General features: G+C 46.4%; 20 protein-coding genes and 1 tRNA gene. 12 read left to right on the forward strand and 9 right to left on the reverse strand.

Annotated features, from left to right (window positions below; genetic code table 11):
- Positions 1–296: 296 nt before the first annotated feature.
- Positions 297–1,901 carry an NAD(P)/FAD-dependent oxidoreductase gene (locus H8K47_RS17070; protein WP_186882587.1) on the forward strand — a complete coding sequence of 535 codons (1,605 nt, stop codon included), beginning with the start codon at positions 297–299 and terminating at the stop codon, positions 1,899–1,901.
- A 78-nt stretch (positions 1,902–1,979) separates the two neighbouring features.
- On the opposite strand, the gene H8K47_RS17075 is transcribed toward H8K47_RS17070, so the two are convergent.
- From H8K47_RS17075 to glnA, 5 genes are all read right to left on the reverse strand, one after another.
- Complete coding sequence (locus H8K47_RS17075) at positions 1,980–2,807, reverse strand: HDOD domain-containing protein (protein ID WP_186882588.1); 828 nt, start codon at positions 2,805–2,807, stop codon at positions 1,980–1,982.
- Between the two features lie 187 nt (positions 2,808–2,994).
- Positions 2,995–4,473 (reverse strand): nitrogen regulation protein NR(I), encoded by a 1,479-nt coding sequence (ntrC, locus tag H8K47_RS17080; protein ID WP_186882589.1) that lies wholly within the window; start codon positions 4,471–4,473, stop codon positions 2,995–2,997.
- Between the two features lie 56 nt (positions 4,474–4,529).
- Positions 4,530–5,597 carry a nitrogen regulation protein NR(II) gene (gene glnL / locus H8K47_RS17085; RefSeq protein ID WP_186882590.1) on the reverse strand — a complete coding sequence of 356 codons (1,068 nt, stop codon included), beginning with the start codon at positions 5,595–5,597 and terminating at the stop codon, positions 4,530–4,532.
- An 85-nt stretch (positions 5,598–5,682) separates the two neighbouring features.
- Positions 5,683–6,171, reverse strand: a complete 489-nt coding sequence (locus H8K47_RS17090; protein ID WP_186882591.1) for a DUF4124 domain-containing protein — start codon at positions 6,169–6,171, stop codon at positions 5,683–5,685.
- Between the two features lie 131 nt (positions 6,172–6,302).
- Positions 6,303–7,718, reverse strand: a complete 1,416-nt coding sequence (glnA, locus tag H8K47_RS17095; RefSeq protein ID WP_186882592.1) for a type I glutamate--ammonia ligase — start codon at positions 7,716–7,718, stop codon at positions 6,303–6,305.
- A 629-nt stretch (positions 7,719–8,347) separates the two neighbouring features.
- On the opposite strand from glnA, the gene H8K47_RS17100 reads away from it, so the two are divergent.
- The 4 genes from H8K47_RS17100 to H8K47_RS17115 all read left to right on the forward strand — a co-directional run bounded on the left by H8K47_RS17100 (position 8,348) and on the right by H8K47_RS17115 (position 13,639).
- Positions 8,348–11,233, forward strand: coding sequence for a bifunctional diguanylate cyclase/phosphodiesterase (locus H8K47_RS17100; RefSeq protein ID WP_186882593.1), 2,886 nt, complete (start codon positions 8,348–8,350; stop codon positions 11,231–11,233).
- 76 nt (positions 11,234–11,309) lie between these two features.
- Complete coding sequence (locus tag H8K47_RS17105) at positions 11,310–11,774, forward strand: rhodanese-like domain-containing protein (RefSeq protein ID WP_186882606.1); 465 nt, start codon at positions 11,310–11,312, stop codon at positions 11,772–11,774.
- A gap of 89 nt (positions 11,775–11,863) precedes the next feature.
- A tRNA-Ser gene (locus H8K47_RS17110) sits at positions 11,864–11,953 on the forward strand.
- Between the two features lie 93 nt (positions 11,954–12,046).
- On the forward strand, positions 12,047–13,639 hold the full coding sequence (locus H8K47_RS17115) for a tyrosine-type recombinase/integrase (RefSeq protein ID WP_186882594.1): 1,593 nt from the start codon (positions 12,047–12,049) through the stop codon (positions 13,637–13,639).
- A 71-nt stretch (positions 13,640–13,710) separates the two neighbouring features.
- Here H8K47_RS17115 and H8K47_RS17120 read toward each other — a convergent pair whose 3' ends face one another.
- The gene (locus H8K47_RS17120; RefSeq protein ID WP_186882595.1) at positions 13,711–14,418 is read right to left on the reverse strand and encodes a hypothetical protein; all 708 of its coding nucleotides are present in this window, start codon (positions 14,416–14,418) and stop codon (positions 13,711–13,713) included.
- Between the two features lie 146 nt (positions 14,419–14,564).
- On the opposite strand from H8K47_RS17120, the gene H8K47_RS17125 reads away from it, so the two are divergent.
- From H8K47_RS17125 to H8K47_RS17140, 4 genes are all read left to right on the forward strand, one after another.
- A complete protein-coding gene (locus tag H8K47_RS17125) occupies positions 14,565–14,960 on the forward strand; it encodes a hypothetical protein (RefSeq protein WP_186882596.1) in 396 nt (131 codons plus the stop codon).
- Between the two features lie 96 nt (positions 14,961–15,056).
- Positions 15,057–15,347, forward strand: coding sequence for a hypothetical protein (locus H8K47_RS17130; RefSeq protein ID WP_186882597.1), 291 nt, complete (start codon positions 15,057–15,059; stop codon positions 15,345–15,347).
- A gap of 214 nt (positions 15,348–15,561) precedes the next feature.
- The gene (locus tag H8K47_RS17135; protein ID WP_186882598.1) at positions 15,562–15,888 is read left to right on the forward strand and encodes a hypothetical protein; all 327 of its coding nucleotides are present in this window, start codon (positions 15,562–15,564) and stop codon (positions 15,886–15,888) included.
- Between the two features lie 68 nt (positions 15,889–15,956).
- The gene (locus H8K47_RS17140) at positions 15,957–17,594 is read left to right on the forward strand and encodes a primase-helicase family protein (RefSeq protein WP_186882599.1); all 1,638 of its coding nucleotides are present in this window, start codon (positions 15,957–15,959) and stop codon (positions 17,592–17,594) included.
- A 399-nt stretch (positions 17,595–17,993) separates the two neighbouring features.
- On the opposite strand, the gene H8K47_RS17145 is transcribed toward H8K47_RS17140, so the two are convergent.
- A complete protein-coding gene (locus H8K47_RS17145; RefSeq protein WP_230410237.1) occupies positions 17,994–19,091 on the reverse strand; it encodes a DUF2325 domain-containing protein in 1,098 nt (365 codons plus the stop codon).
- 119 nt (positions 19,092–19,210) lie between these two features.
- Positions 19,211–19,882 (reverse strand): hypothetical protein, encoded by a 672-nt coding sequence (locus H8K47_RS17150; RefSeq protein WP_186882601.1) that lies wholly within the window; start codon positions 19,880–19,882, stop codon positions 19,211–19,213.
- A gap of 343 nt (positions 19,883–20,225) precedes the next feature.
- Here H8K47_RS17150 and H8K47_RS17155 point away from each other — a divergent pair, with 343 nt between their 5' ends.
- Both H8K47_RS17155 and H8K47_RS17160 read left to right on the forward strand, forming a co-directional pair.
- The gene (locus H8K47_RS17155; RefSeq protein WP_186882602.1) at positions 20,226–21,440 is read left to right on the forward strand and encodes a TIGR03118 family protein; all 1,215 of its coding nucleotides are present in this window, start codon (positions 20,226–20,228) and stop codon (positions 21,438–21,440) included.
- Entirely contained in the window at positions 21,388–22,842 is a 1,455-nt protein-coding gene (locus H8K47_RS17160; RefSeq protein ID WP_186882603.1) for a hypothetical protein, read from the forward strand. The genes H8K47_RS17155 and H8K47_RS17160 overlap by 53 nt, the downstream gene beginning before the upstream one ends.
- Positions 22,843–22,948: 106 nt before the next feature.
- Here H8K47_RS17160 and H8K47_RS17165 read toward each other — a convergent pair whose 3' ends face one another.
- Positions 22,949–23,227 carry a mobilization protein gene (locus tag H8K47_RS17165; protein WP_186882604.1) on the reverse strand — a complete coding sequence of 93 codons (279 nt, stop codon included), beginning with the start codon at positions 23,225–23,227 and terminating at the stop codon, positions 22,949–22,951.
- Positions 23,228–23,401: 174 nt separating this feature from the next.
- Between H8K47_RS17165 and mobQ the strand changes: the two genes are divergently transcribed.
- Positions 23,402–24,217: a MobQ family relaxase gene (gene mobQ, locus H8K47_RS17170; protein WP_186882605.1), complete on the forward strand. Its 816-nt coding sequence runs from the start codon at positions 23,402–23,404 to the stop codon at positions 24,215–24,217.
- Positions 24,218–24,299 lie beyond the last annotated feature (82 nt).

Below are 24,299 nucleotides of genomic sequence, written 5' to 3' on the forward strand. Positions count from 1 at the left end.
TTTATTGACTGTTAATTGTTAAAGATCACAGAATATTGAATTCTTTTTTCTGCTTGCCTTCCGGCTTTTGCTTCGAATCGTTTTGTTCGTCAGCAGCAGAGAAACGAGATTATGAAGGACTCGCTGACTCTTTGCAAGCCCCCTCGTTCAAATAATTTACATCAGCCGAAAAGCTCGCCCACTCCAATATAGGCGGCGGCTATGTGCATTTCCCTCAAGCACGCCACCAAACGGTAGAATACTGCTTTTCAGATTTTCCACTTCCGTCCGGCACGGAGGCTTTTTGGATCACCACTATGTTACGCATTACCGACCTATCTCTGCCACTTGATCACACCGAAGCTGACTTAACTAATGCGATATTGGCGCAGTTAAAAATCTCTTCAAGTGAGATGACTAGTTACAATATTTTTAAACGCAGTTACGACGCGAGAAAAAAAACGGCAATCTTACTGATATATACGATTGATGTTGAGACGGTGGATAACAAGGTGGTGCTGAACCGCTGCAAAGATCATCCAAAAATTTCGGTGACACCTGATACCAGCTATCAGTTTGTCGCACAGGCAGGCAAATCCTCCTTTGATAGACCGGTAGTTATCGGCTTTGGCCCTTGCGGTTTATTTGCCGCATTTATTCTCGCAGAAATGGGCTACCGTCCTATCGTCCTGGAGCGGGGCAAGACGGTACGTGAGCGTACTAAAGATACCTGGGGTTTGTGGAGAAAACGTGAATTGCAACCCGAATCAAATGTCCAGTTTGGCGAAGGCGGTGCCGGCACATTCTCTGATGGCAAGCTATATAGCCAAATTAAAGATCCCAAGCATTATGGTCGCAAGGTATTGACTGAATTCGTCAAAGCTGGCGCACCTGAAGAGATTCTGTATGTAAGCAAACCGCACATAGGCACCTTCCGGCTGGTAAAGATGATAGAGCAAATGCGTCATCGCATTGAAGAACTGGGTGGCGAAATCCGTTTTCAGCAACGCGTCACTGATATCGATATCCAGAACCACGAAGTTCGCGGTCTGCATATTAATGATAACGAATATCTGGCAACCAGACATGTGGTCCTCGCGATTGGACATAGTGCACGCGATACCTTCCAAATGATTTACGATCGCGGCGTCTACGTTGAGGCCAAGCCGTTTTCGGTGGGCTTCCGAATTGAGCATCCGCAATCGGTAATCGATCAGGCACGCTTTGGTCCCAATGCTGGCAATAAAATCCTGGGTGCGGCAGATTACAAATTGGTGCATCACGCCAAAAACGGTCGCTCAGTCTATAGTTTCTGCATGTGCCCTGGCGGCACCGTAGTAGCAGCAACCTCAGAACCCGGACGCGTTGTCACCAATGGCATGAGCCAATACTCACGCAACGAACGCAATGCCAATAGCGCGATTGTGGTTGGCATTACGCCCGCTGATTATCCAGGACACCCACTGGCTGGCATCGATTTCCAGCGCGAACTGGAATCACGGGCTTATGAGCTTGGCGGCAGCAACTACAGCGCGCCAGGGCAATTAATCGGTGACTTCATTGCAGGCAAACCATCCACTGCATTAGGCTCAGTAATTCCGTCCTATAAGCCAGGTATAGAATTGGGTGACCTGCACCTGGCGTTACCAGAATTTGCAATTACCGCAATACGTGAAGCCATTCCAGCTTTCGATAAAAAGATTAAAGGTTTTGCAATGCAAGATGGTTTGCTAACCGGCGTGGAGACAAGAACCTCATCGCCAATTCGCATCAAACGCGACGACCTTAGTCTCTGCAGCTTAAATACGAAGGGACTGTATCCGGCTGGCGAAGGGGCTGGCTATGCAGGAGGTATATTATCTGCAGGTGTAGATGGTATACGTGTCGCAGAAGCCGTAGCACTGAATATTGAGGGTAAATAAAAAAATGGATAAAGACGAGTGAGGGACGCTCACTCGTCTTTATAACTAGGTAATGACTGAAGCAAGTGACAAAAACCGTTAAGCAATCAGATCCTGCAAGCCCTCGCTCAATTCCGCGATAGGAGGCATCTCTTGCAAAAGCAACTCTTCTTTGAATCCCAGTTTTTTTGCAACCGCGGCTGGGAAAGTCGCAGCAAGCTCATCTTCGGAGAACTTAGCCTCTTCTGCACGAGCCCGCCATGCAGCCAAATGCACGATCGCAGCGACTGGCTCAAATGGCTCATGCTGCAAAGGCTCAGCACAGGCTTTAATGGCAATTGCAAAAGTTTCAGGAAAACGCCAGCGCTTAGCCAGCTCCGCACCCACGTCATAAAAATCATAGCCGAAAGAATTCACCTCAACATCGGTGCGACGTGCATCCAGCGGCCCCGCAATTTTATCAATCTGCAAGGTCTGCTCAGGCATCCCCGCGTGCATCACCAACTGTCCAATTGCATGCATCAACCCCACGGTGAAAGCAAAATCTGAATTCCCATGCGCTTGCTTGGCTATCCATTTGGCAGCTACCGCAGTATTCAAGCTATAACGCCAGAACTGCTTCAAATCGACACCCGGCATCGCTTTAAAGCCGCCAGTCAGACCTGAGCTGACGACCAGTGTGCGTACTGTCATAAATCCCAGCATCAACACCGCATCATCCACACTGCCTACGGTACGTGATGCATGATAATAGGATGAATTTGCCAGGCGCAGCAGCTTGGCACTGAGCACCTGATCAGCAGACAGCTTGCGGGCAATCTCGTCGATCGAGACGCTGTCATTGTTAAAGCTGTCTATCACTTCCTGGACAACTTTAGGAATGGAGGGTAAGGCATTTTGTTGTTGAAACAGAGCATCGAGTTTCATGGGCATCTCCTGGGATGTTGGCGGCCGTGTTGCCTAGACCTGCATCTTGATCGTCATTTCACATGACAAATCGCCTTTTCTGACAAATAGCGCTACTCGCTATCAAAAATCATACTCTGATATTTGCGCTAAAGAAAACTATTTTCTCTGCGAAACAACGATCTTTTCGATTGCCCCAAGAAAATACCTAGTCTTCTTTTGCGCCAACGATACCCAATTCCTGAATTTTGCGGGTAATTGTATTGCGCCCTATCCCAAGTCTGACTGCCGCATCATTTTTGCGACCATGTGTATATTTGAGTGCAGCACGAATGACAATTGCCTCAAACTCTTTGCCAAGCTTGACGATCACTTCTGGTTCAGCCGCCGCCAGCAAGGAAGCAGCTTCTGTCTCGAGCAAATCATGCCAGTTTTGGGAGGCCGTCTCAGTTACAACGGTGGCGATTGAATTGCCTATACCTTCATTAACAAGACGCGCTTCACCAGTTAGTGGTGCTGAAACTGCTGCCTGAGCAGTCGACGTCAGATCCTGTGGCAAATCCGGAATTTCTACCGTTTGCCCTGGAGCCATCACCGTAATCCAGTTACACAGATTTTCCAATTGGCGCACATTGCCCGGGAAGTCCAGAGTCGACAAATATTGAACAGCCGGCTCCGATAAACGCTTCACATCCACACCAAGTTGCTTGGCGCTTTGTGCCAGAAAAAATTTTGCCAACAGGGGAATATCTTCACGTCGCTCGCGCAAACTAGGCAGCCTGAGCCTGATGACATTCAGGCGGTGATAGAGATCCTCGCGAAACAAGCCCTCTTTGACGCGCGTCTCAAGATTTTGGTGCGTAGCTGCGATTACCCTGACATTCGCTTTCAGAGGCTGATGTCCACCGACACGGTAAAAATGCCCGTCCGACAAAACCCGCAGCAAACGCGTTTGCAAATCAAAAGGCATATCACCAATTTCATCCAGAAACAAAGTACCGCCTTCAGCCTGCTCAAAACGACCACGGCGCGTGGTTTGCGCTCCGGTGAAGGCACCTCTTTCATGCCCAAACAATTCAGACTCGAGCAAATCCTTTGGTATCGCCGCCGTATTGAGCGCAATAAATGGCTGAGATGCGCGTGGGCTATGTTTGTGCAATGCACGCGCAACCAGTTCCTTACCGCTGCCCGATTCCCCGGTTATTAATACCGTCACATTGGACTGCGACAAACGTCCTATCGCGCGAAAAACATCCTGCATTGCAGGTGCCTGCCCCAGAATTTCCGGCGTTTCTGAAATGGTCTGATCGACACTGAATTCGCGCAAACTTTCGTCGAGCGCTCGGCGTATTAATTCAACCGCTTTATCCAGATCAAAAGGCTTGGCGAGATATTCAAATGCCCCCCCTTGAAACGCAGCCACTGCAGAATCAAGATCAGAGAACGCGGTCATAATGATCACTGGCAAACCAGGGTGCTTAGCCTTTACAACCTGCAGCAACTCCAGACCCGATGCACCGTGCATACGGATATCCGACACCAAAACCTGCGGCGCTTCTGTTTGCAAGGCTGTCATCGCATCGCGTGCATTGGTAAAGCTGCGCGTCGTGAGGCTTTCCCGCGCCAACGCCTTTTCCAATACCCAACGAATCGACTCATCATCATCCACTATCCAGATTGGCTTCATATTTTTCTTTTCAGTTTTATGTTCGGTTTAACACAGCGTGGCGCAAGCTTTATTCATCAAGGCAAAGGAATCAATATTCTGAAATCCGTACAACCAGGGCGACTCTCGCATTCAATCGTACCTAAATGCTGAGCCACAAAAGTCTGCGCCAGCGTTAGTCCCAAGCCACTCCCCCCATCCCTGCCAGAGACCAGTGGATAAAAAATACGGTTACGTATTTCTGCGGGAATACCCGGGCCGTTATCAATGATATGCAAATCTAATGCCAGCCTGTAACGTACTTTGGCCAAAGTGATTTGGCGCACAACACGGGTCTTAAAAGTCAACACTGCATCGCCCTGAGCGATGCGATCTGACAAGGCTTGTGCTGCATTGTGCGCAATGTTCAGCACAGACTGTATCAACTGCTCTTTATCGCCACGGAACTCGGGAATCGATAAGTCGTAATCGCGCTGTATCGACAATCCTTGTGGGAACTCAGCCACAATCAGACTACGGACCCGCTCACATACTTCATGAATATTTACGTCACCAACGATATGCGGATGACGGTGCGGGGCCAACAGACGATCGACTAAAGTCTGCAGACGATCTGCCTCTTTGATGATGACCTGCGTATATTCCCGTAACTCACGCAGTTGGCGCTCAGGCAGCTCCAGCTCTAACAGCTGGGCAGCGCCACGAATTCCACCGAGCGGATTTTTGATTTCATGCGCAAGATTGCGGATTAGCTCTTTATTAGCTTGACTCTGGTCCAGCATGCGCTCTTCGCGATCGAGCTTGAGTTGCTGCACATTTTCTCTTAATTCGATCAGTACAGGCATGTCCGGGTTATCCAGCGCGGTCACGATACTGTGCACATGCAGTGGTTCGCGCCCCGACCGTTGCAACGTCAAGTCCTGGCGCTTATCGGCAAACTGATGTTCGACCGCCTGATGAAATACCTGAAGTAAATCGTCCGCGTTCAAAAACAAGTCATTGAGTTTTTGATTGACGAGCGATCGCGCCGAGCTTTCCAGTAAATTTTCAGCAGCAGCATTCGCATACACCACTGCGCACGCATCATCCAGCACAATGACCGCTGAAGTCAGTAAATCCAGGCCGGAAAAAGAAGAAGGTGTCATCAAACCAGTATCCATAAAAAAAGGTCGCCTACCGCGACCTTCTTACGCAAACATCATGCCTACCTGCAGGCCTCCCGCTCACTCATTACTTGAGATTCGCAATCTCACGACGCAATGCTTCTACATTCTTTTCTGTACGCGCAATGTTATCCTTCATCATCGCCGTGCGCTCCAGATATTTGGCATAGTTACGTTCATCGCCACGTCGTTCAGGTTCACCGTTATTAAACTCTTTTTTTAAGTCCGCCAGCTTTTGCTCCTCGGCCTTTAATTCATCACTGAGTATCTGCTTTCTGTCCGCATCACGGCTCTTCTGTGTACCCTCATCCACTTTAGGGAAATCGGCCGGACTAGATGCGGATTTAGCCTGCGCCTTTTTTGGCGTCGGCGGTAAAACAGGTGCGGGCACCATGGTAATACCAGGTAGCTCTACTTTCTTACACCCCTTAGTAGCCCCGGTATTCTTGTACTCTTTCTTGCCGTTCTCATCCACACACAGAAATACCTCAGTCTGTGCAAAGGCCAGCCCCTGGAAGGCAATCGTAGAGATCAAACCAATCAAAAGTCGCTTCATAATCATTCAAAAGTCAAAAACAGACCCTTAGTGTATGCGAAGCAGGGACAGTTCACAATCCGCCGTTACCAGTCGTTACTGGTCGTAACAAAGAAAAAAGCGGGGCTAGCCCCGCTTTTTTACCCCAGAAATTACAGGGAATAGTACATATCGAACTCTACTGGATGCGTAGTCATGCGGAAGCGCTGTACTTCCTGCATTTTCAGCTCAATGTAGGCATCGATCATGCTGTCGCTAAATACACCGCCGCGTGTCAGGAACTCACGGTCTTTGTTCAGTGCATCCAGTGCTTCTTCCAAAGAAGAGCAAACAGTAGGGATCAGTGCATCTTCCTCAGGTGGCAGATGGTACAGATCTTTGGTCGCTGCTTCGCCAGGGTGGATCTTATTCTGAACACCGTCCAGACCTGCCATCATCAGTGCGGAGAAGCACAGGTATGGATTTGCCAGCGGATCCGGGAAGCGTGCTTCTACGCGACGGCCTTTTGGATTTGCGACATAAGGAATACGGATAGATGCAGAACGGTTACGCGCAGAGTAAGCCAGTTTTACCGGCGCTTCAAAGCCTGGCACCAGGCGTTTGTAGGAGTTAGTACCTGGGTTGGTAATCGCGTTGAGCGCTTTTGCGTGCTTAATGATACCGCCGATGTAGTACAACGCGAAGTCAGACAGGCCTGCATAACCGTCGCCAGCAAACAGATTCTTGCCATCTTTCCAGATCGATTGATGCACGTGCATACCGGAGCCGTTGTCACCAACGATAGGCTTAGGCATAAATGTCGCTGTTTTGCCGTAAGTGTGAGCAACATTCCAAACGACGTATTTCAAATTCTGAGTCCAGTCAGCACGCTCAACCAGTGTAGAGAACTTAGTGCCGATTTCATTCTGACCAGCACCAGCCACTTCATGATGATGCACTTCAACCGGAATTCCCAGAGATTCGAGGATCAGGCACATTTCCGAACGCATATCTTGGAAACTGTCGACCGGAGGAACCGGGAAATAGCCGCCTTTAACTGCAGGACGGTGACCAGAATTACCACCTTCCAATTTCGCGCCAGTAGACCAGGACGCTTCTTCGGAATCAATCTTCACGAAGCAGCCGGACATATCCACATTCCAACGTACACCATCAAAAATAAAGAATTCTGGTTCTGGACCAAAAAAAGCCGTATCACCGATGCCAGAGGATTTCAGGTAGGCTTCTGCACGCTTCGCGATAGAACGTGGATCACGGTCATAACCCTTGCCATCAGAAGGCTCAATCACGTCACATTGCATAAACAATGTGGTTTCTTCCATGAATGGATCGATATTTGCGGTGTTTGGATCAGGCATCAACAACATGTCAGAAGCTTCAATACCTTTCCAACCCGCGATGGATGAGCCGTCAAATGCATGACCAGACTCAAATTTATCCATATCAAACTGGGAAACCGGAACAGTCACGTGCTGTTCTTTGCCTCGTGTGTCAGCAAAACGGAAGTCAACGAACTTTACTTCGTTGTCTTTCGCCATTTTCAACACTTCTGCTGCTGTCATTGCCATGTGAAACTCCTCAAATAGAGCAAAAAAAATTCGGAAATTGCCGGGTCTCCTGCCTGAGTACAGTAGAAAACCCGCCAAACTGTCTTCTTGACTTACGTATTCAAACTGCGGCGCTTAAACTCATCCATCCTATTAGCAGAAACTATGCCACCCTACTTGAGAATAAAGACCCCAAGCATCAAACGACTAAACAACTGTTTTTAATGAATTTTTGCATAAGCTTTCGTAGAAAACCAATATAGCTCAAATTTGCAATCGCACCAAAACGCAGCACAAAAAATATTTTGCACCAAAATAAAGCATCAATATTGTTTGCTCTGTTCGCAGCATCTTTTTGGTGCGAGCTATCTCTACCCAACGTGCTTTCCTAAATATGTTGCACAGAATAGTGCATGCAACGCCGTTCCGCTTGATATGTATCACACAGCCATGATCGACTTGCAAATAAGATTGAGTCTCATTTTCCCGGCTATGCTGCAAAAATTGCATCAAACTTCATTTGTCGCATATACTTTCCATAAAGAAATAATTTACTTTCCTTATCAGAGCTTTTCAACACAATGTCCATTTCCTCCCAAATCAAGCGAATCAACTCCGAAATCTGGGTAGCAATGGTATTCTGTTTTGCAATGGTGTTCAGCACAGCGATCATTAGCAAACTTGAGCAGGCGGCACAAAGCGAGCTGCACAGCCAGGCTTCGGAACTCGCACTAATGCAAGCCCATACACTGGAGCACAAACTCGCCCATGCGCTGTCAGCAAGCTACGCCGTCGGCGCGTTTATTCAGCAAAACCAGGGAAAAACGGAAGGTTTTACCCAGTTTGCCAAACAACTGCTGGAATACCATCCCAGCGTAAATGCAATTTATCTGGCACCTGGCGGGATTACACAACTTGTCGTACCAACAAGCCTGAGCAGCATAGGTTTAGGGATAGACCTCATGCATGACGCAACGCGCAAAACAGAGGCTATATTGGCTATCCAGAGTCAGCAACTGAGCCTGGCTGGCCCCTTAGAGCTAAAACGTGGTGGAACTGGTGTCATCGGCAGGCTGCCGGTTTACCTGGAGGGCGCAAACGGCAAAGAGGTGCTTTGGGGCATTGTCTCTGTCGTTATTTCTCTGCCAAAAATTTTGAGTGATGCAGAACTTCCGGAGCTGGCTAAACGCGGACATCAATATGAACTTTGGCGCATACATCCTGAGACGGGTAAAAAACAAATCATTGATCAAAGTGCGCACTTTTCAGACTTAAACGGTGTGCGTCATAGCTTCAGCTTACCGAATACCACCTGGATTTTAGACGTCAACATCAGTAGCAAGAAAGGGGGCGTCGCTGCAACTCCTCTGAAATTTGGACTGGCACTGCTGCTCAGCACAATGCTAGCCGTCATGACCCATTTATTGATATCGACGCGCGAACAAAAAAAAGGCTTGCGCAAATTGGTAACTTTGCGCACCAGCGAGCTGGTGGCAAGAGAAAAAGAATTGCAAAGGGCTCAGTCCATATCTCAGACCGGGAGCTGGACTGCCGACCTGAGTACGATGGAAATCCGTGGTACAGAGCAGGCTTTTCGTATTTGGGGGCTAGGTCACAAAACGACAGTTTCCTGTCAATCTGTACTTACACAAATACACCCCGAAGACCGTGCTATCGCCATTGCAGGCTGGCAGAGAGCCAGGCAAGGTCTGGCTGCATCCGTCGAATACCGGTTACAAGTGGGCGATCAACTTAAGTGGGTACATTCCCAGATTGAACGTGATCAGGATCTGGCCAGCGGCGTCATCCGTTGCATTGGAACCGTGCAAGACATCACCGAACGCAAAAAAATTGAAAATGACTTAAGGATCGCTGCAATCGCCTTTGAAGGACAGGAAGGTATCGTCATCACAGACCAGCACAGAAATATCTTACGCATCAACCAAGCCTTCACACGTATTACTGGCTATGGATGGGAAGAAGTACAAGGGAAAACCACCAGCTTGTTAAAGTCAGGTATACATGGCTCAGCCTACTACGCCGATATGGCGGAGCAATTGGAAACGCAGGGGCTGTGGCAAGGAGAGATATGGAACCGGCGCAAGAATGGTGAAATCTATCCGGAATGGCTGACGATTACCGCTATACGCGCTGCAGATGGTGCCATCGTTAATTATGTGGGCACCATGCTCGATATCACACAAAGAAAAGCGACCGAAGCCAAGCTGGAACATCTGGCCTACCACGATCCGCTTACTGGTCTTGCTAACCGCAGGCTACTGTTGGACAGGCTACAACACGCATTAGTCAGCAATGCACGCAGCCAACGCTATGGCGCAATCCTGTTTTTGGACCTGGATAATTTCAAAACAATCAATGATACTTCTGGCCATGGAAAAGGCGATATCTTGCTGCAGCAAATTGCGAAGCGCTTGCAGCTCCGCACCGGAAAAGGCGATACGCTGGCGCGCATAGGCGGCGATGAATTTATCATCATACTGGAAGACCTGAGCGAGAACCTGCGAGACACAGCAATCGAAGTCAGATCATTTGCGTCTGGCATACTGGACGATATCAAACGCCCATTTGATCTCGATGGCCAACATTTTCATACCACCGCGAGCATAGGTATAGACTTGTTTGGTACCAGTGAAAGCTGTGCTGAAGATATGCTGAAACAAGTAGAAGTTGCGATGTACGAGGCCAAAGCGGAAGGCGGCGATCACATCTGTTTCTTCAACCCCGATATGCTCAACATCATTGCGGCCAGGGCGGCCATGGAAAACGATATACGTATTGGAATCAGTGAGCAGCAATTTGCCTTATTTTATCAACCACAAGTCAACAGTGCGGGTAAATGGATAGGTGCGGAAGCGTTGATACGGTGGCGCCATCCTGAAAAGGGGATGATTTCTCCGGCTGAGTTTATTCCATTAGCAGAAGAATCAGGTTTAATTATCCCGTTAGGAAACTGGGTCATTCATGAAGCCTGCGCACAATTGCAAATCTGGTCCAGTCAGGCTGCCAGTGCGCATATGACGCTGGCTGTGAATGTCAGCGCCAAACAATTCCGTCAGGCTGATTTTGTAGATATTGTTTTAACTGCACTCGACTCCAGCGGCGCCGACCCAAGAAAGCTCAAAATCGAACTCACAGAATCAGTGCTGGTCGATAATGTGGAAGAAATCATTGCAAAAATGCAGCTACTTAAATCACATGGCGTTTGTTTTTCGTTAGATGATTTTGGTACTGGCTATTCATCCCTGACCTATCTGAAAAAGTTACCTCTGGATCAGCTAAAAATCGACCAGTCTTTTGTGCGCGACATTCTGATGAATCCTAACGACGCTGCTATCACCCGCACCATCATCGGCTTAGGCAAAAGTCTGGGACTGGCCGTCATCGCGGAGGGCGTAGAAACAGAAGCGCAGCGTACATTCTTGCAAAGTCAGGACTGTCATGCGTTTCAGGGATATTTATTCGGAAAGCCATCTGCTACACTCAATATTCCACACAAAACACCGCTTACAGTCTGATTGCACCGAAGGCAGCTCAGCGCTCAATCACAGTGCAGGTATCGGATCAGCATCTTATACATGAATGGAAACGATGATGTCAGAAACAAATCTGATTGCGCTGGCCAAACAGCGCGCCCAGGAAAACAGCCTTCCCTATGCGGGAGCGCTGACACCGACAGAAGCCTACACATTACTCCAGCAGCACGATCACGCAGTTCTGGTCGATGTCAGGACGAACGCAGAACGCGACTGGGTGGGGCGCGTCGCGCTCAACGAAACACAGCACCATGCTGTGCAATGGAGCCTTTATCCAGGTGGCACGCCGAACCCAGAGTTTTTGAAGCAACTTGAGCAAATCTGCCCGGACAAATCAAATCCACTTCTGTTTTTGTGCCGTTCAGGCGTGCGCTCACGTCACGCTGCAAAATTAGCAACAGAACATGGTTATACGCTGTGCTTAGACATACTCGAAGGGTTTGAGGGCGACAAAGATACACAAGGTCATCGCAAGACCCTCGGCGGCTGGTGCCAGCGCGGATTACCTTGGATGGGTGCTTAATTCATGTATTCGTGGAAAAGGGCTTCCATCTTTTATCAGTCTTTGCTAGAATAGCGGACTTCGCTGATGCAGAAATGCAAAAGCATGTTGGAGAGGTGGATGAGTGGTTTAAGTCACACGCCTGGAAAGCGTGCGTAGGTTAATCCCTACCGGGGGTTCGAATCCCCCCTTCTCCGCCAAAGATACATAAGCCCTTGATTTATCAAGGGCTTTTTTCTTTTGGTTTCGCATATGGTGGCACTCATAGGGGTACCTCTTCTCCAGAGGTTGCTATGAAAATCGCTTGCAGAATCCAACAATCCCGCCACGGCGTTTATTACTACCGCCACCAATTTTCAGCACTGGGCATTCGCAAAGAACGCCGGATTTCGTTACAAACCAAAAATCCTGTCATTGCAAAAGAAAAATCATTGCTCATTTCCGCTATGATGATTGCAAATAAAACAGGTGGACGTATGCACGATAACGAACGCGACATTCTCAAAAAGATTGAATTACTCAACCAAAAAGAATTGGAAGAAGCCTTCCGTAATCTTGAAATTGTTATTACCCCACCCAATGGCGGCAATATCTCTATAAAGGCTGATCCCAATAATCCAGCAGATATTCAAGCCATGCTTCAGGCAAGCAAGGATTTTTGGGCGAGCGAGATTGGTCAATCCATGAAATTGAACATGGTGCAATCCGAACACGCCGTGAGCGGGTCGCCCTCTTTGCCGAACGAAAATTCCAGTTTAACAACCAGAACTGCAATCGCAGAAACTCAGGTTGTCGCAGGCATACCGCTGCCAGATTTAATCGAAAAATTTGCTACCCGTAAAAAAGATACACTGGCCCCCAAAACTCTCTATGAGTACCGAAACCATCAACAGCTTTTTTCGGATTGGATTGCTGCCAGAAAAAATAGCCCGCACTTCCCTATCAAGCAAATTACCCGTCAAGACGTTTCCGACTTCATAGACGAGCTTTTGCAGAAGGGACTATCCAATCAAACCGTTCAACTCAAATATTTAAGTCCTATTACCGGCTTATTTGAACTGGCAAAAAATTCTGGCTTGTGGGATGCCGAGGCAACATTTCCGACGTATGGGCATAAGCTTTTTACCAAGGCGACGGCAAAAAAGGTCAAGGAAAAAAATAGCTGGAAACCATTTACTGCCGAAGACTTGCGCACGGTATTCAATCCAAGCACTTATTTAAGCCAACAAAATCCTACCGATTTTTGGCTACCCTTGTTAGGACTGTACACAGGTGGACGAATTGGTGAGTTATGCCAGCTATTGATTCACGACATTAAGCAAATTGACGATGTATGGGCAATTTCTATCACTGACGAAGATGAATGCCAGCGTCTGAAAACACCTGCCGCCAAGAGAACTATTCCAATTCACCCCAACTTAATCAAAATGGGTTTCTTGGATTTCGTGGAAGATATGAAAGCCTTTAGTGGCATGTTATTTCCATATTTAACCCCGAATAGATTTGGAAATTTCAGTGAAACGCCGAGCGAGCGTTTCGGAAAATATTTGGACGTTTTAGGTATCAGCGATCCTAAAAAAGTATTTCATTCGTTCCGCTCAACGTCAAATAACACGTTAAAGCAAAACGGTATTCCCGAAGAGACCCGTTGCCAATTTATTGGGCATGAGCATGAAACGACCAATTCGAAAGTTTATTCCAGTGAACATTCTGTAGCCTATTTACTGGAGCATGTTGCACCAAAACTCTCATTTGAGTTGGCGTTTTCCGAGTTAATTTATCCGAGAGAGAACATTCTTAAATCAACAAAGCAAAAACTTGCCCTCAAAGAAAAACATCTTAAAAATAAATCTGCCAAAGAGCAGAGAAATCAGAATTCAAAATAGTAGCAGGTTAAATTTGTTCACAATTTCAACTCACCATGAGCAGCCCGTATAATCAGACGGGCTGTTTCTTTTCAGCCTGCCTCCTCATACATTTCAAGAATAAAATCCGCAACGAGTTTGCCGAATTTATCACTCAACGGTTGCCCCAATATTCCCAGCAAAAAATAATCGGTGTAATCGGTCGCTTTGGGGTCGTCACTGGTTTGTGCCAATATCCATAAAGCGACGATAGCCAGCATAGTTCGGCTACTCAGGTTTTTAGCCTTGCAACTCTTTGCAATCGCATTGTTCTTCGGATTCGCGATCAATTGATCCAGGTCCGCATGCGATTCGCGCCACGCTTCACCGAATTGGTACCCCACCATATATTGCAGCAATGTGTGGCTTTTTTCAGTGACACTTTTTCCCGACTGATACAGCTTGGCATCTGCCAGCAAACTAGATACCGTTCGTTTGCAAGCACTTTCATCCTTACCCAGCACAAGAAATAACGGCAAACGTTCAAAACCTGAGCGATATATTCTTGCCGTTCCGGGCACCATTTTATCTATCTTGCTAATGAGTTCCGGGAGTGGCGAAGAAGAAAAAGCACTATACCGATACCATTTATTGGGATCGAAATCAGCGGGATCACACTCCGACTTTTGCCGACTCAAGCAATTCAGCATTTGCTCAATATTCGCCTGCCTGCTTCCTTCTAATACCGCCGCCAGCCAAAGCTGGACTCGCAATTTACTTAAACCGACCAATTTACCGTTTATTTTTTTACTGGTTTTCATTTTTTGTTCATCAATAAACAGGAAGATTTCCTATTGAATTGTTGTTGCAATTTTACCAAGCTACGTTATGCCAAAACGTTCAATATTCCACGCTTGGGCAAATTGCTAAAATTGCCCCCACAACAACTGATGATAAAGGAAAAAAGATGAAACCTGAAAATACCGATGCATTTGATTTTGACGAACTGTTTGGCAATCTGGATATGAGTAGCGCCAGAGAGTTGACCGAAGACGAATGGCGAGACTTTGCCTACTTTCCAAGGGAAGATAGCGTCACCGAAGAAGACTACCTGATCGGCTATTACGACATGGGCATGTTTAACGAGATCACTGTCCGTGCCCGTAACGAGGAATTAGCCATTGACGGCTTTCTGTGCGATTACCAGCCTAAGGGTCGCTATGCCCCTTATATCGCTCGTTGCGAGACGATGATCAGGGCAAAAGGACGTATTGCAGCGGGCTATACCGATCTGCCGTATGACGGGCAAACAGAACGTTTTGAGAACTTCGGCAACAAATATTACGAAGCACTGAATAACTGATTGAGTAACAAATTCAGCGATGAAACGTAAATCGCTTAACACGGAAGTTTTGCAGCACAAGGAGAAGTAAAAAACATTTCAAGGAAAGGAAATCATATGAAAGAAATTAAAAGTGCCATTGAAATACAACAAAAATTATTAATCCTTTATAAGGGTATTCCTCGTGTCATTGAGCCATATATAGTCGGTACAAATGCCAGCGGAAAAATTTTTCTTCGTGCTTACCAAATAGGTGGCGAAAGCTGTACAGACGAAATCGGATTTAAATTATTTGAAGTAGGCAAAGTACAGGCAGTCACAGTGATACCTAATCTATTTTTTGCAAAACCTAAGCACGGTTACAAAAAAATCGACCCAGTTATCACCACCGTTTATGCCCGGGTGTAAAACAGCATAGAAATAATTAGCCCGCAATCAGCAATTAAAAAGGCGGGTTAATCAGCAGTGCAAAGCAGTACCCATACAGCGATAAAGTTTCCCCAAAATAGAGCGAGCTTGCTGGGAGTAGCGGCAATCCGAGATTTCAGAAAAAACTTCTGAGACCAGGAAAAAAGAAAAAAAGCAGCAGTAAAAAAATCCACTCTTTTTAAAGGAAAAAATCATGTCTCACACAAAAAAGAAGCATCCCGTTATTTCTGCCATTTCAGGTATTCAAACCATCAAAGATGTAGCTGATGCCGCAGGCATAGTCCTAGACAAAAATCTTTCACCAATCAGCCTATCTCTTTGGGTGAATTTGACTGGTGGTCTGTATGAAAGCATGGATGGCGAAGCCATGGGCATTATGTTCGCGCTGATTATTGATATTGCCCACAAAGGCTTTACCGTCACCGACATTAAAACGATTCAGATCAATCAAGCGGGGAACAATTTCAATTTAAAATTTTTCTTCAAAGACGACTCCGATTGCACGGCGACTTTCCACTAATAACGACTAGCTTCTCAAAAAAATTACAGCGACGCACCTATGTGTAGAACCCTGTTGCAGCGGGGTTCATGGTGACACAACGGTTCAAGCCTGCGGGTGCAGGCTTTGAAGTTCCACCGTATCCATGGAAAACAAAAACTCAAAAAATGGAAAAAATCATGAACACAAAAGACGATTTGAATGAAGAAGTGTTTGACCCGTTTGCAGGTACAGAAGTCACCGTGGGAACGGCAAACATTAAAAATAAAGTCAGTCAATTTGACGCGGCTTACAGCGATATGGCGAGTGAATTTGCCTTGCTGCGCGACTTGAAGGAATTCCGCGACAAATATGCGATTATCAATCGCTCAGGCAAAACCTATATCTGTTGGGAAGACAGTTTTATGCAAACGCTGGAGTTTCAAAATATTCTGGACTTCCACCATTTCCATGCTCACCTTTATCACTTTATTCCGCAGGATAAAGCGAAATCAGGCAAAGCACGAGAAGATAAAAAAGTGCTGGTGACTCAGGCATTTCTTGAAGATAAACGAAGCACCCGATATGAGGGTATCGTATTTGACCCTTCCGAAACCTGTGGCAAACAGTACTGGAATTTATGGCGAGGGTTTAAAGTCCAACCCAAGCAAGGCGATATTTCCCTATTCATGGATTTGCTCGCTGCTTTGTGTAATGACGACCAGACCTGTATCACCTACTTATTGAACTACCTGGCACACATGGTGCAAAAACCAGCCGAGCTACCAGAGGTGGCAATTGTGATGCGCGGAACCCAAGGTATCGGCAAAGGTTCGCTCATGAAAACCATCGGCGAATTTACCGATAACTACAGGCACTTATCTTCTACCAACAGCTTAACGGGTGAATTCAATGGACACCTATTAAATGCCTTCGTCATTTTTGCAGACGAAGCCGTTTGGGGTGGTGATAAATCGGCTGAAGGACGATTGAAAGCGATGATCACCGAAGGCTTGAATATGATTAATGACAAAGGACGACCAGCGATTCAAGTCCGAAATTATTCTCGCATTTTTGTCGCTTCCAATGAGGAATGGGCAGTGCCAGTGGGTGAAGAAGATCGCCGTTTCTTTGTGATTGACGGTAGTCCTCGTTACAAGGGCAAGACGAAGCCGGGTGAATTCTTCCACCAATATAATGAATGGGTACAAAACGGTGGTCGTGAAGCGATTTTTCATGCACTTAAAAATCGTGATATTTCTAGTTTCTCACCACGAGATTTTCCGAACACCAAAGCCCGTATGGCATTGATGATTCGCAGTTTGCCATTGCCTGAGCGATTTATTTATGAAGTTTTGAATGGTTCAGCCCTAGTGGAAAACAAAACGATTGTGAAGGCTCCTGATAGCACCCAGAGCCGTTGCTATCGCAATGCTTTCTATGCCGACTGCTTGGAATGGTGTAAAAGCCTTGGCTTTCGTTTTATGCCAAGTGCTGACGAAATGGGTAAAGCCATGAGCAAGGTATTTGCCTTTGATCAGGATAATCCCAACTGGCGATCCAACTGGAAGAGTAAAACACAGGGTTATTTTTATCAGTTGCCAAGCCGTAGCGAATGTATGAAGCGATTCGCTCAAAACATTTGCAATGCCGAGCCAACGATGGTTTTCTTTGACTATGAAGACGACAGCACCTTGAAATCCAATGACGACAAATCCAATATCGTCAATTTCCAGAAGCAAGCCTGATCAGTTTGACCTGCAAAACACGAAGAGCCGCAAGGCTCTTTTGCGTTTCTGGGGTAGTCATGTTCAATCATGTCAAATGCGCAGAACCGGGAAAGCTAATACCAGCAACACTCTTATTGTGAAACCTATGCTGGTATTGATTCTCCGGCGAGTAGAACCGTCAGATTCAACATTCATCAGTGTTTCAGACAAAAAAGCGGGTTCTGCGCGAACGACGCAAGTTAGGTACAGGTAAAAAGCGCAGTATCCTTTCGGCTCTTCTTTATATCAATTATTTAGAGTAGAACCGCAGAACGTATGGGGAGAGCCACGTCCAGTAACGCTTTCAAGGTTCTGCTCGAATATTGTTCAGTGCAGAACCGAGCAGAACCAAGTCACTCATAGTCGCAAAAAAATCAGTTAATCCAAAGACAAACGATGAAATTCAACATTCATGTCGTTGATATCAGAAAATTGCTCCAACCCACGAGCCAAAGAAGTAGTGCTTGGATTTTCAACAAACACACAGCGCTTGCCAGTACGCTTGCAAAAATCTTTTACTCGCCAATAAGCATTGTGACTGATGCACCCCGTTTGACATATTACGAGATCAGCGGCAGCTAAATTCGCATCTAATAAGTTTTGATTATCTTCAACGCCACCATCATGATGGGCAAAGCGACCACCAACCCGCTCAATCAAATCGCGATAATTTGAAACATTGCCGCTACGTCCACCAACACATAGGACGTTTTTTTGTTGTAAATAAAGAGTAATAGGGATAACTTGAATAACTGGCTCTAATAACTCGGTATTTTTGTGCTCACTATCTTTTGACTTCGTGAATTCTGCAAGTTGTACCTGAGCTTCCCGAAGGCTTGTTTCTAGCTCCGTTTGGCGCTCTGTCATTTGATCGAGTTTATATAGCAATCGCTTGCGCGTATCCAAGTCAGGTATGGAAGTTTTTAAGGCAGTTATATCCGCACTGAGAAATGCAATGCTACTGTCTTTACCGATAAGCTCTGCCCTGATCTGAGTAAGTTGCGTATTCAGGCGTTCGATTTCGTTTGATTTCTCTGTCATTAAACGCGTACTGCGTTCCTGCACTCGGCCCAATTCCCTCGTGAGCAAAGCATTCTCTTCTATTAATGCATTAAATCGCGACAGGTCAGCGCGAACACTTGCGCCAGCCTGATGTTGAAGCATGTGCATATCACGGCACAGTCCTTCTTGCAAAGTCGTGTCGCATCGAGGGTGTGTTAATGCCGCCCAGAAAGCGCCAGCAACATCACCTATGTGAATTGCATCTATCCATAAACGTACAACAGCGTCCTGTGTCTTTGCCAAACGAAATTGTTGAATAGTTCGGTTATAGCGCTGATCAAGCTCTTGTTGAATTAACTCAGACACTTTATTCCGACGCCCACATTCAGCGACAGCCCCAACATGGATTTCGTAGTCATCGGCAAGATTTTGACCATTTAATGCTTTGTTAATAAGTCGCCTTAAATTTGTCAATGGAATGCAGACGCCTACCACTGGACAATGGCACTCATGCGGCAAGTCCCATATGCGTCTTCGACGTGATCCTGTTGCGGAAATTTTGTTAAGGTTATGACTCTCTTTTGTATGCTTACTCAAGAAAGGGCGTTCGTCCCCATGGTCGCACATATTAATCCTCCCTTTTTCTCAATATTCTGATCCATAAAATTTGGCGTCTTGACTAGTCCGTTTGAGTGCTCTGTATGAGTCAGACGACGCGCTAGACGTGGTGATACCAGTGCCAGTGCAGTCGCAATAGCAATTATCAAAAGAAAGAAGTACAGCCCCATAAATCCAACGTAGCCAAGCAATGAAGCAACAGGTTTTGCGAGACCGAGGAATGCTGCATATAACCAGGTCACAACGCTGATGGCACCCAAAACGGCAGGTAATTTGGCAGCGCGTAGCGGCTCGTTTTGAGCTTCGCACAGACGCTTGAATACTATCTTGTGTAACGCAATACCATTCATAGTAAGGAGTATCACCACGGTGAGTTTTGCAAGTAACTTCGGTTTGGTTGCCAGCACTGCCCAGACAAAACCCGTATCCATCCAAATGACACTGAGACCTGTGACCCAAAGCACAAATAGCGCCACTGAAACAGCAAGTCCCGCCCTACCTAGAAGGTTCGCATCAGTTTTGTGCCGAGCGAAAATAGCGTAATCACCGAACGCGATGCCCATCCCAGCTGCAACAACTGCAAACACATGAAGAAGCATGAAAAACATACGTGTGATAGCCATAAAATTAATTGTTAAAACATCCACTTACTTTTCCCTCTATCTTGGTTTGATGTCGGATATGCGACAGTTTTAATATTTTACGATCATTGTAAATGAGACTTATTATCATTTGTGAATATTTTTATTTTCCATCTTTACGCAATGCGTTGCTCAGAACACCTGCCGTAATCATTGATAGGGATTTTGTCCTCTAAGTCGCTTAACTAAATTTCTGAATCAATTCCTGAAAAGCGGAATTTCGTACATATTGCAGCGTTTACATTAAGCAACAGGAGAGGTTCGGACTGCTTACATTTTCTTGCAAATGATAATCGTTCGTGTTTAAATTCTCAGTTATTAAATTTACTCACTATCGCCCTCTCAGAACATGACCGCCTCCTTTAAACTCTACAAACCCCTCCCATTCATCGCTTGTACATTACTTTTCGCTCTATCTGGATGTGGTGGCGGTAGCGGCTCAAGCGTTGAAGATACGAACGGGCAATTGAAAAATAACTACACTGCCACGAATTTTGTTGCGACAAGCGCTGCTTATAACCCTACGTTTGCAACCGACGCTAATTTTGCTGATGCATGGGGAATCGCCATCCGCCCACCAGGTGCAGGCGGACACTTCTGGGTCACAGCTGGCAATGCCACTTATGAGTATCAAGGTGATGTCAATGGTCAGCCTCTATCACAAGACGCACTCAAAAAAGTGGCTTTGCCAGGCGGCGGCAGGGCAACAGGCACGGTGTATAACGGCACAGCCACCAGCTTTGTACTGACGCAATCTCATCCCAATGGTGACATTACGGCTGGAGCTAAATTTCTGTTTGCTACCGATAGCGGTGTAATCTCCGCCTGGACTGAGCGTAAGAAATCGGATGGCAGTTACGACCGTCCAGATGCGGCCAAGATTGTGATTGATCAATCGGCACAAGGTGTTCAGTTCTTCGGCTTGGCAATCAACCCAACTTACGACCGTCTGTATGCCGCTAATTTCGGCACGAATCCTGGCGTAAAGGTCTTCGATGCAAATTTCAACGACATTTCAGCAACTGTGAAGTTCACAAATCCATTTGCTGTTGATACTAATAATGTGAAACCTGGTGAATATGCCCCCTTCAATGTGCAAGTGCTGGGTAATAGTGTATTTGTTGCCTATGCGCAAACCAGTGAAGATCCTGCGGCTCCAGGTCACCTGCTGGCAGCAACCGAAGTCCATGCGCCAGGCAGTGGACGACTTGCTGAATTTGATTTGAATGGCAAGTTAATAGGTGTCTGGAATGACGGCGGCAAACTCAATGCGCCATGGGGTCTGGTCATCACGCCTGCTAACTTCGGATTGCTCAGCAACACGCTACTCGTTGGAAATTTTGGTGAAGGCACGATTGTCGCGTTCGACAGAACCACACACGCTCCCGTTAATTATGTGCGTGCCGCAAATGGCGCACCGTTGGTAGTGCCTGGTATCTGGGGTTTGATCTTTGGTAATGGCGTGGCACTGGGCGACACCAATGCACTTTATTTCGCCTCTGGTCCCGAGGATGAAAAAGGTGGTGTGTTTGGCTCTATCCGCTATACCCCTGTCAAAAAATAATCCCAATCATTACACCAATTTTTTTTATTCATTACTCGATTTACTTACCAATTTAGGATTTCAAATGAAGTTTCAGCCATCTAAAATAGCCAGCGCACTTTTCGCGGTGGGGGTATTGTCATTATCTGCCGTCCCAACAGCTCAAGCAGTCACACTGGAAGAACTGGCAAAAAAACTCGAAGCGATGGAAAAGCAAAACGCCGAGCTTTCTGCCAAAGTGAAACAGCTAGAAGCCGATCAGGGTAAACAAGCGGTTCAAGTGCAACAACAATCTAAAGCCATTGAACAACAAGCAGTGGCAAGTTCAGCTTCAGGCTCTAGCTTGAATAACTGGGCATCGAAAACCACGGTTACCAGCTATGGCGAAATCGGCTACAGCCGCCCAACTAAAGCGCCCGAGAATGCACAAGTTGACGTTGGTCGTGCTGTCATTGGCATTACCCATCGCTTCGACGAAAAAACCAAGATGGTTTCCGAGTTTGAGTGGGAACATGCGATTACCTCTGCGACAGATAAGGGAGAGGCAGAAGTTGAGCAACTGTATGTGGAACATGAATTAAATAATGGTTTGCGCGCTAAGGCAGGTTTGTTCTTAATGCCAGTCGGTTTAATCAATGCCAATCATGAGCCTACCGCCTATTACGGTGTTTTCAGAAACTCAGTCGAGACCGCAATCATTCCTAGCACATGGCGAGAAGTCGGACTCGGATTGTCGGGTACAACAGAGAGTGCATTGTCTTGGGATGTTGGTATTACGACTGGTTTCGATTTGACCAAGTGGGATCCAAAATCTACAGATGGCAGTGACTCTCCTTTGCGTGCCGTTCACGGTGAAGGACAATTTGCGAAGGCTAGAAATCTGAGTGCTCATGCTGCATTGAATTGGCGGGGCGTGCCAGGTTTGTTACTGGGTGGTTCGGTATTCACTGGCAAAGTTGGACATAACACAGCTGGTTTTGCAGGCAATGATACGAGTCTGGTATTGTTCGATGTGCATGCCCGCTATCAAATTGATAGGTTAGATTTGTCAGCGATGTACACAACAGCGAAATTGAGTAATACGGACGCTTTGAATATTGGCTTTGCAAGCAGCACTACGCCTAATCCTGTGCTCGTACCATCCAAGTTTGGTGGCGGGTATGTGCAGGCAGCGTATAAGCTGTGGCAGACTGACCAATACAGTTTGACGCCTTTTGTCCGTTACGAACGTTTCAATACTGCAAAAGCCTACGGAGCTATTCCTTTGGCAGCAGGTGCGATAGTCAAACCTGATGAAAAAATTTGGACATTGGGGACTAGCTTCAAAATTGGTGAGGGTGTTGTGCTGAAGACTGATTACCAGAAATTCCAAGAAGACAATACGAAAGATCGTTTGAATCTGGGCGTTGGGTACAGCTTCTAAATTTATTTCTGCTGCCTTGATCCAAGAGAGGTTGTCGCTCAAGCGGTAACCTCTTTTTGCTTACGCTGGATTACTTGATCCTGGTGCAAAATACGATATAAATCAATCAGTCCAAAGACAAACGATTAGAATCAAAGTCAGAAGAATCATTGTTCACTTCAAATAGTGCATAGTCCCTAAGCTCAAGCATTCCCGCTGCAATCAATTCTCTACCTAGCTTTTTCAAGTCATTCTCAGCCAGCTTAATCACATAAGCACCTGCCAGAATTTTTCTTCTGGTATCGCGTTTTCTTTCCTCTACCATTTCACGATTTCTGGTTTGCTGAATACGGGCTTCAAGCTCTGCTTTTTGCTGAAGTAATTTATTCAAATTTGGTTTGCTCATTTTTTATCTCCTGTTTTTATTGTTTTGGCGTTGACATTTCAGATTCACGCTGTAGTACATAAATAACAAACAAAAAAGAAACGTCAAGAGCGAAATGCGCACTTATACGTCGTTACTCGACGTGTGCTCAAAGCTGAAAGCAAAAACAAAAATGACGTTGGGGAGAAATGAAATATGGCGATTTACCACTTGAGTGTGAAACTCATTACTCGCACCACTGGAAGAAGCGCTACCGCAGCAGCCGCATATCGTGCTGGCGAAAAAATTTACGATAACCGTACTGGTCAAACCTTTGACTATTCCAGAAAAAAGGAAGTCACTTACCGTCGCATTTTTACTCCGCCGAATGCACCACAATGGGCAAAAGACCGTGAACAGCTTTGGAATGCTGTAGAGCAGTCAGAAACGAGAAAGGATGCACAGGTAGCCCGTGAGATTGAAGTCGCTTTACCGATTGAATTGAGCCCTTCGCAGCACATTATTTTGCTGGAGCGATTTGTGCATACCCAGCTTACCAGCAAAGGCATGATTGCCGATGTCGTCATTCACAATAAGAACGGAAATCCCCATGCTCATATTTTGCTGACCACTCGTGAAATCAATATTACTAACGATGGCTTTGGCAAAAAGAACCGTGATTGGAATAGTAAAGAGCAATTGGAAGAGTGGCGCGAGCAGTGGGCGAAGCACTGCAATAGAAGACTGTCCATTGCAAGTAGCAAATCCCGTATAGACCACCGTAGTCTGCAAGACCAAGGGCTAGACCAAATTCCAACCGTGCATGTCGGCGCAAATTGTCATGCAATGGATAAACGAGGTATCACCTCACAACGAAAGGAACTCAACAACTTAATCAAGGAGAAAAATATGAGTAAGCAGCAATGGAAAAAAACAATCGCTGAATTGAAATTGGAACACGAGCCCGTCAGCGACAGCCAATTAAAAGTAAGCGCGAATTTCCCCGCACCTTGCAACGTGAACAGTGGTTGAATTATGGCGTGACGCTGCCAGCGTAGTTAAACGGCAGCAGGTCGTGCAAGTCTGCCCCCTCTGCGCGCAGCGGCAATTCGGT

Origin of the sequence: Cognatundibacterium rugosum (assembly GCF_014284365.1) — a bacterium.
Taxonomy (GTDB): Bacteria; Pseudomonadota; Gammaproteobacteria; order Burkholderiales; family Burkholderiaceae_D; genus Undibacterium; species Undibacterium rugosum.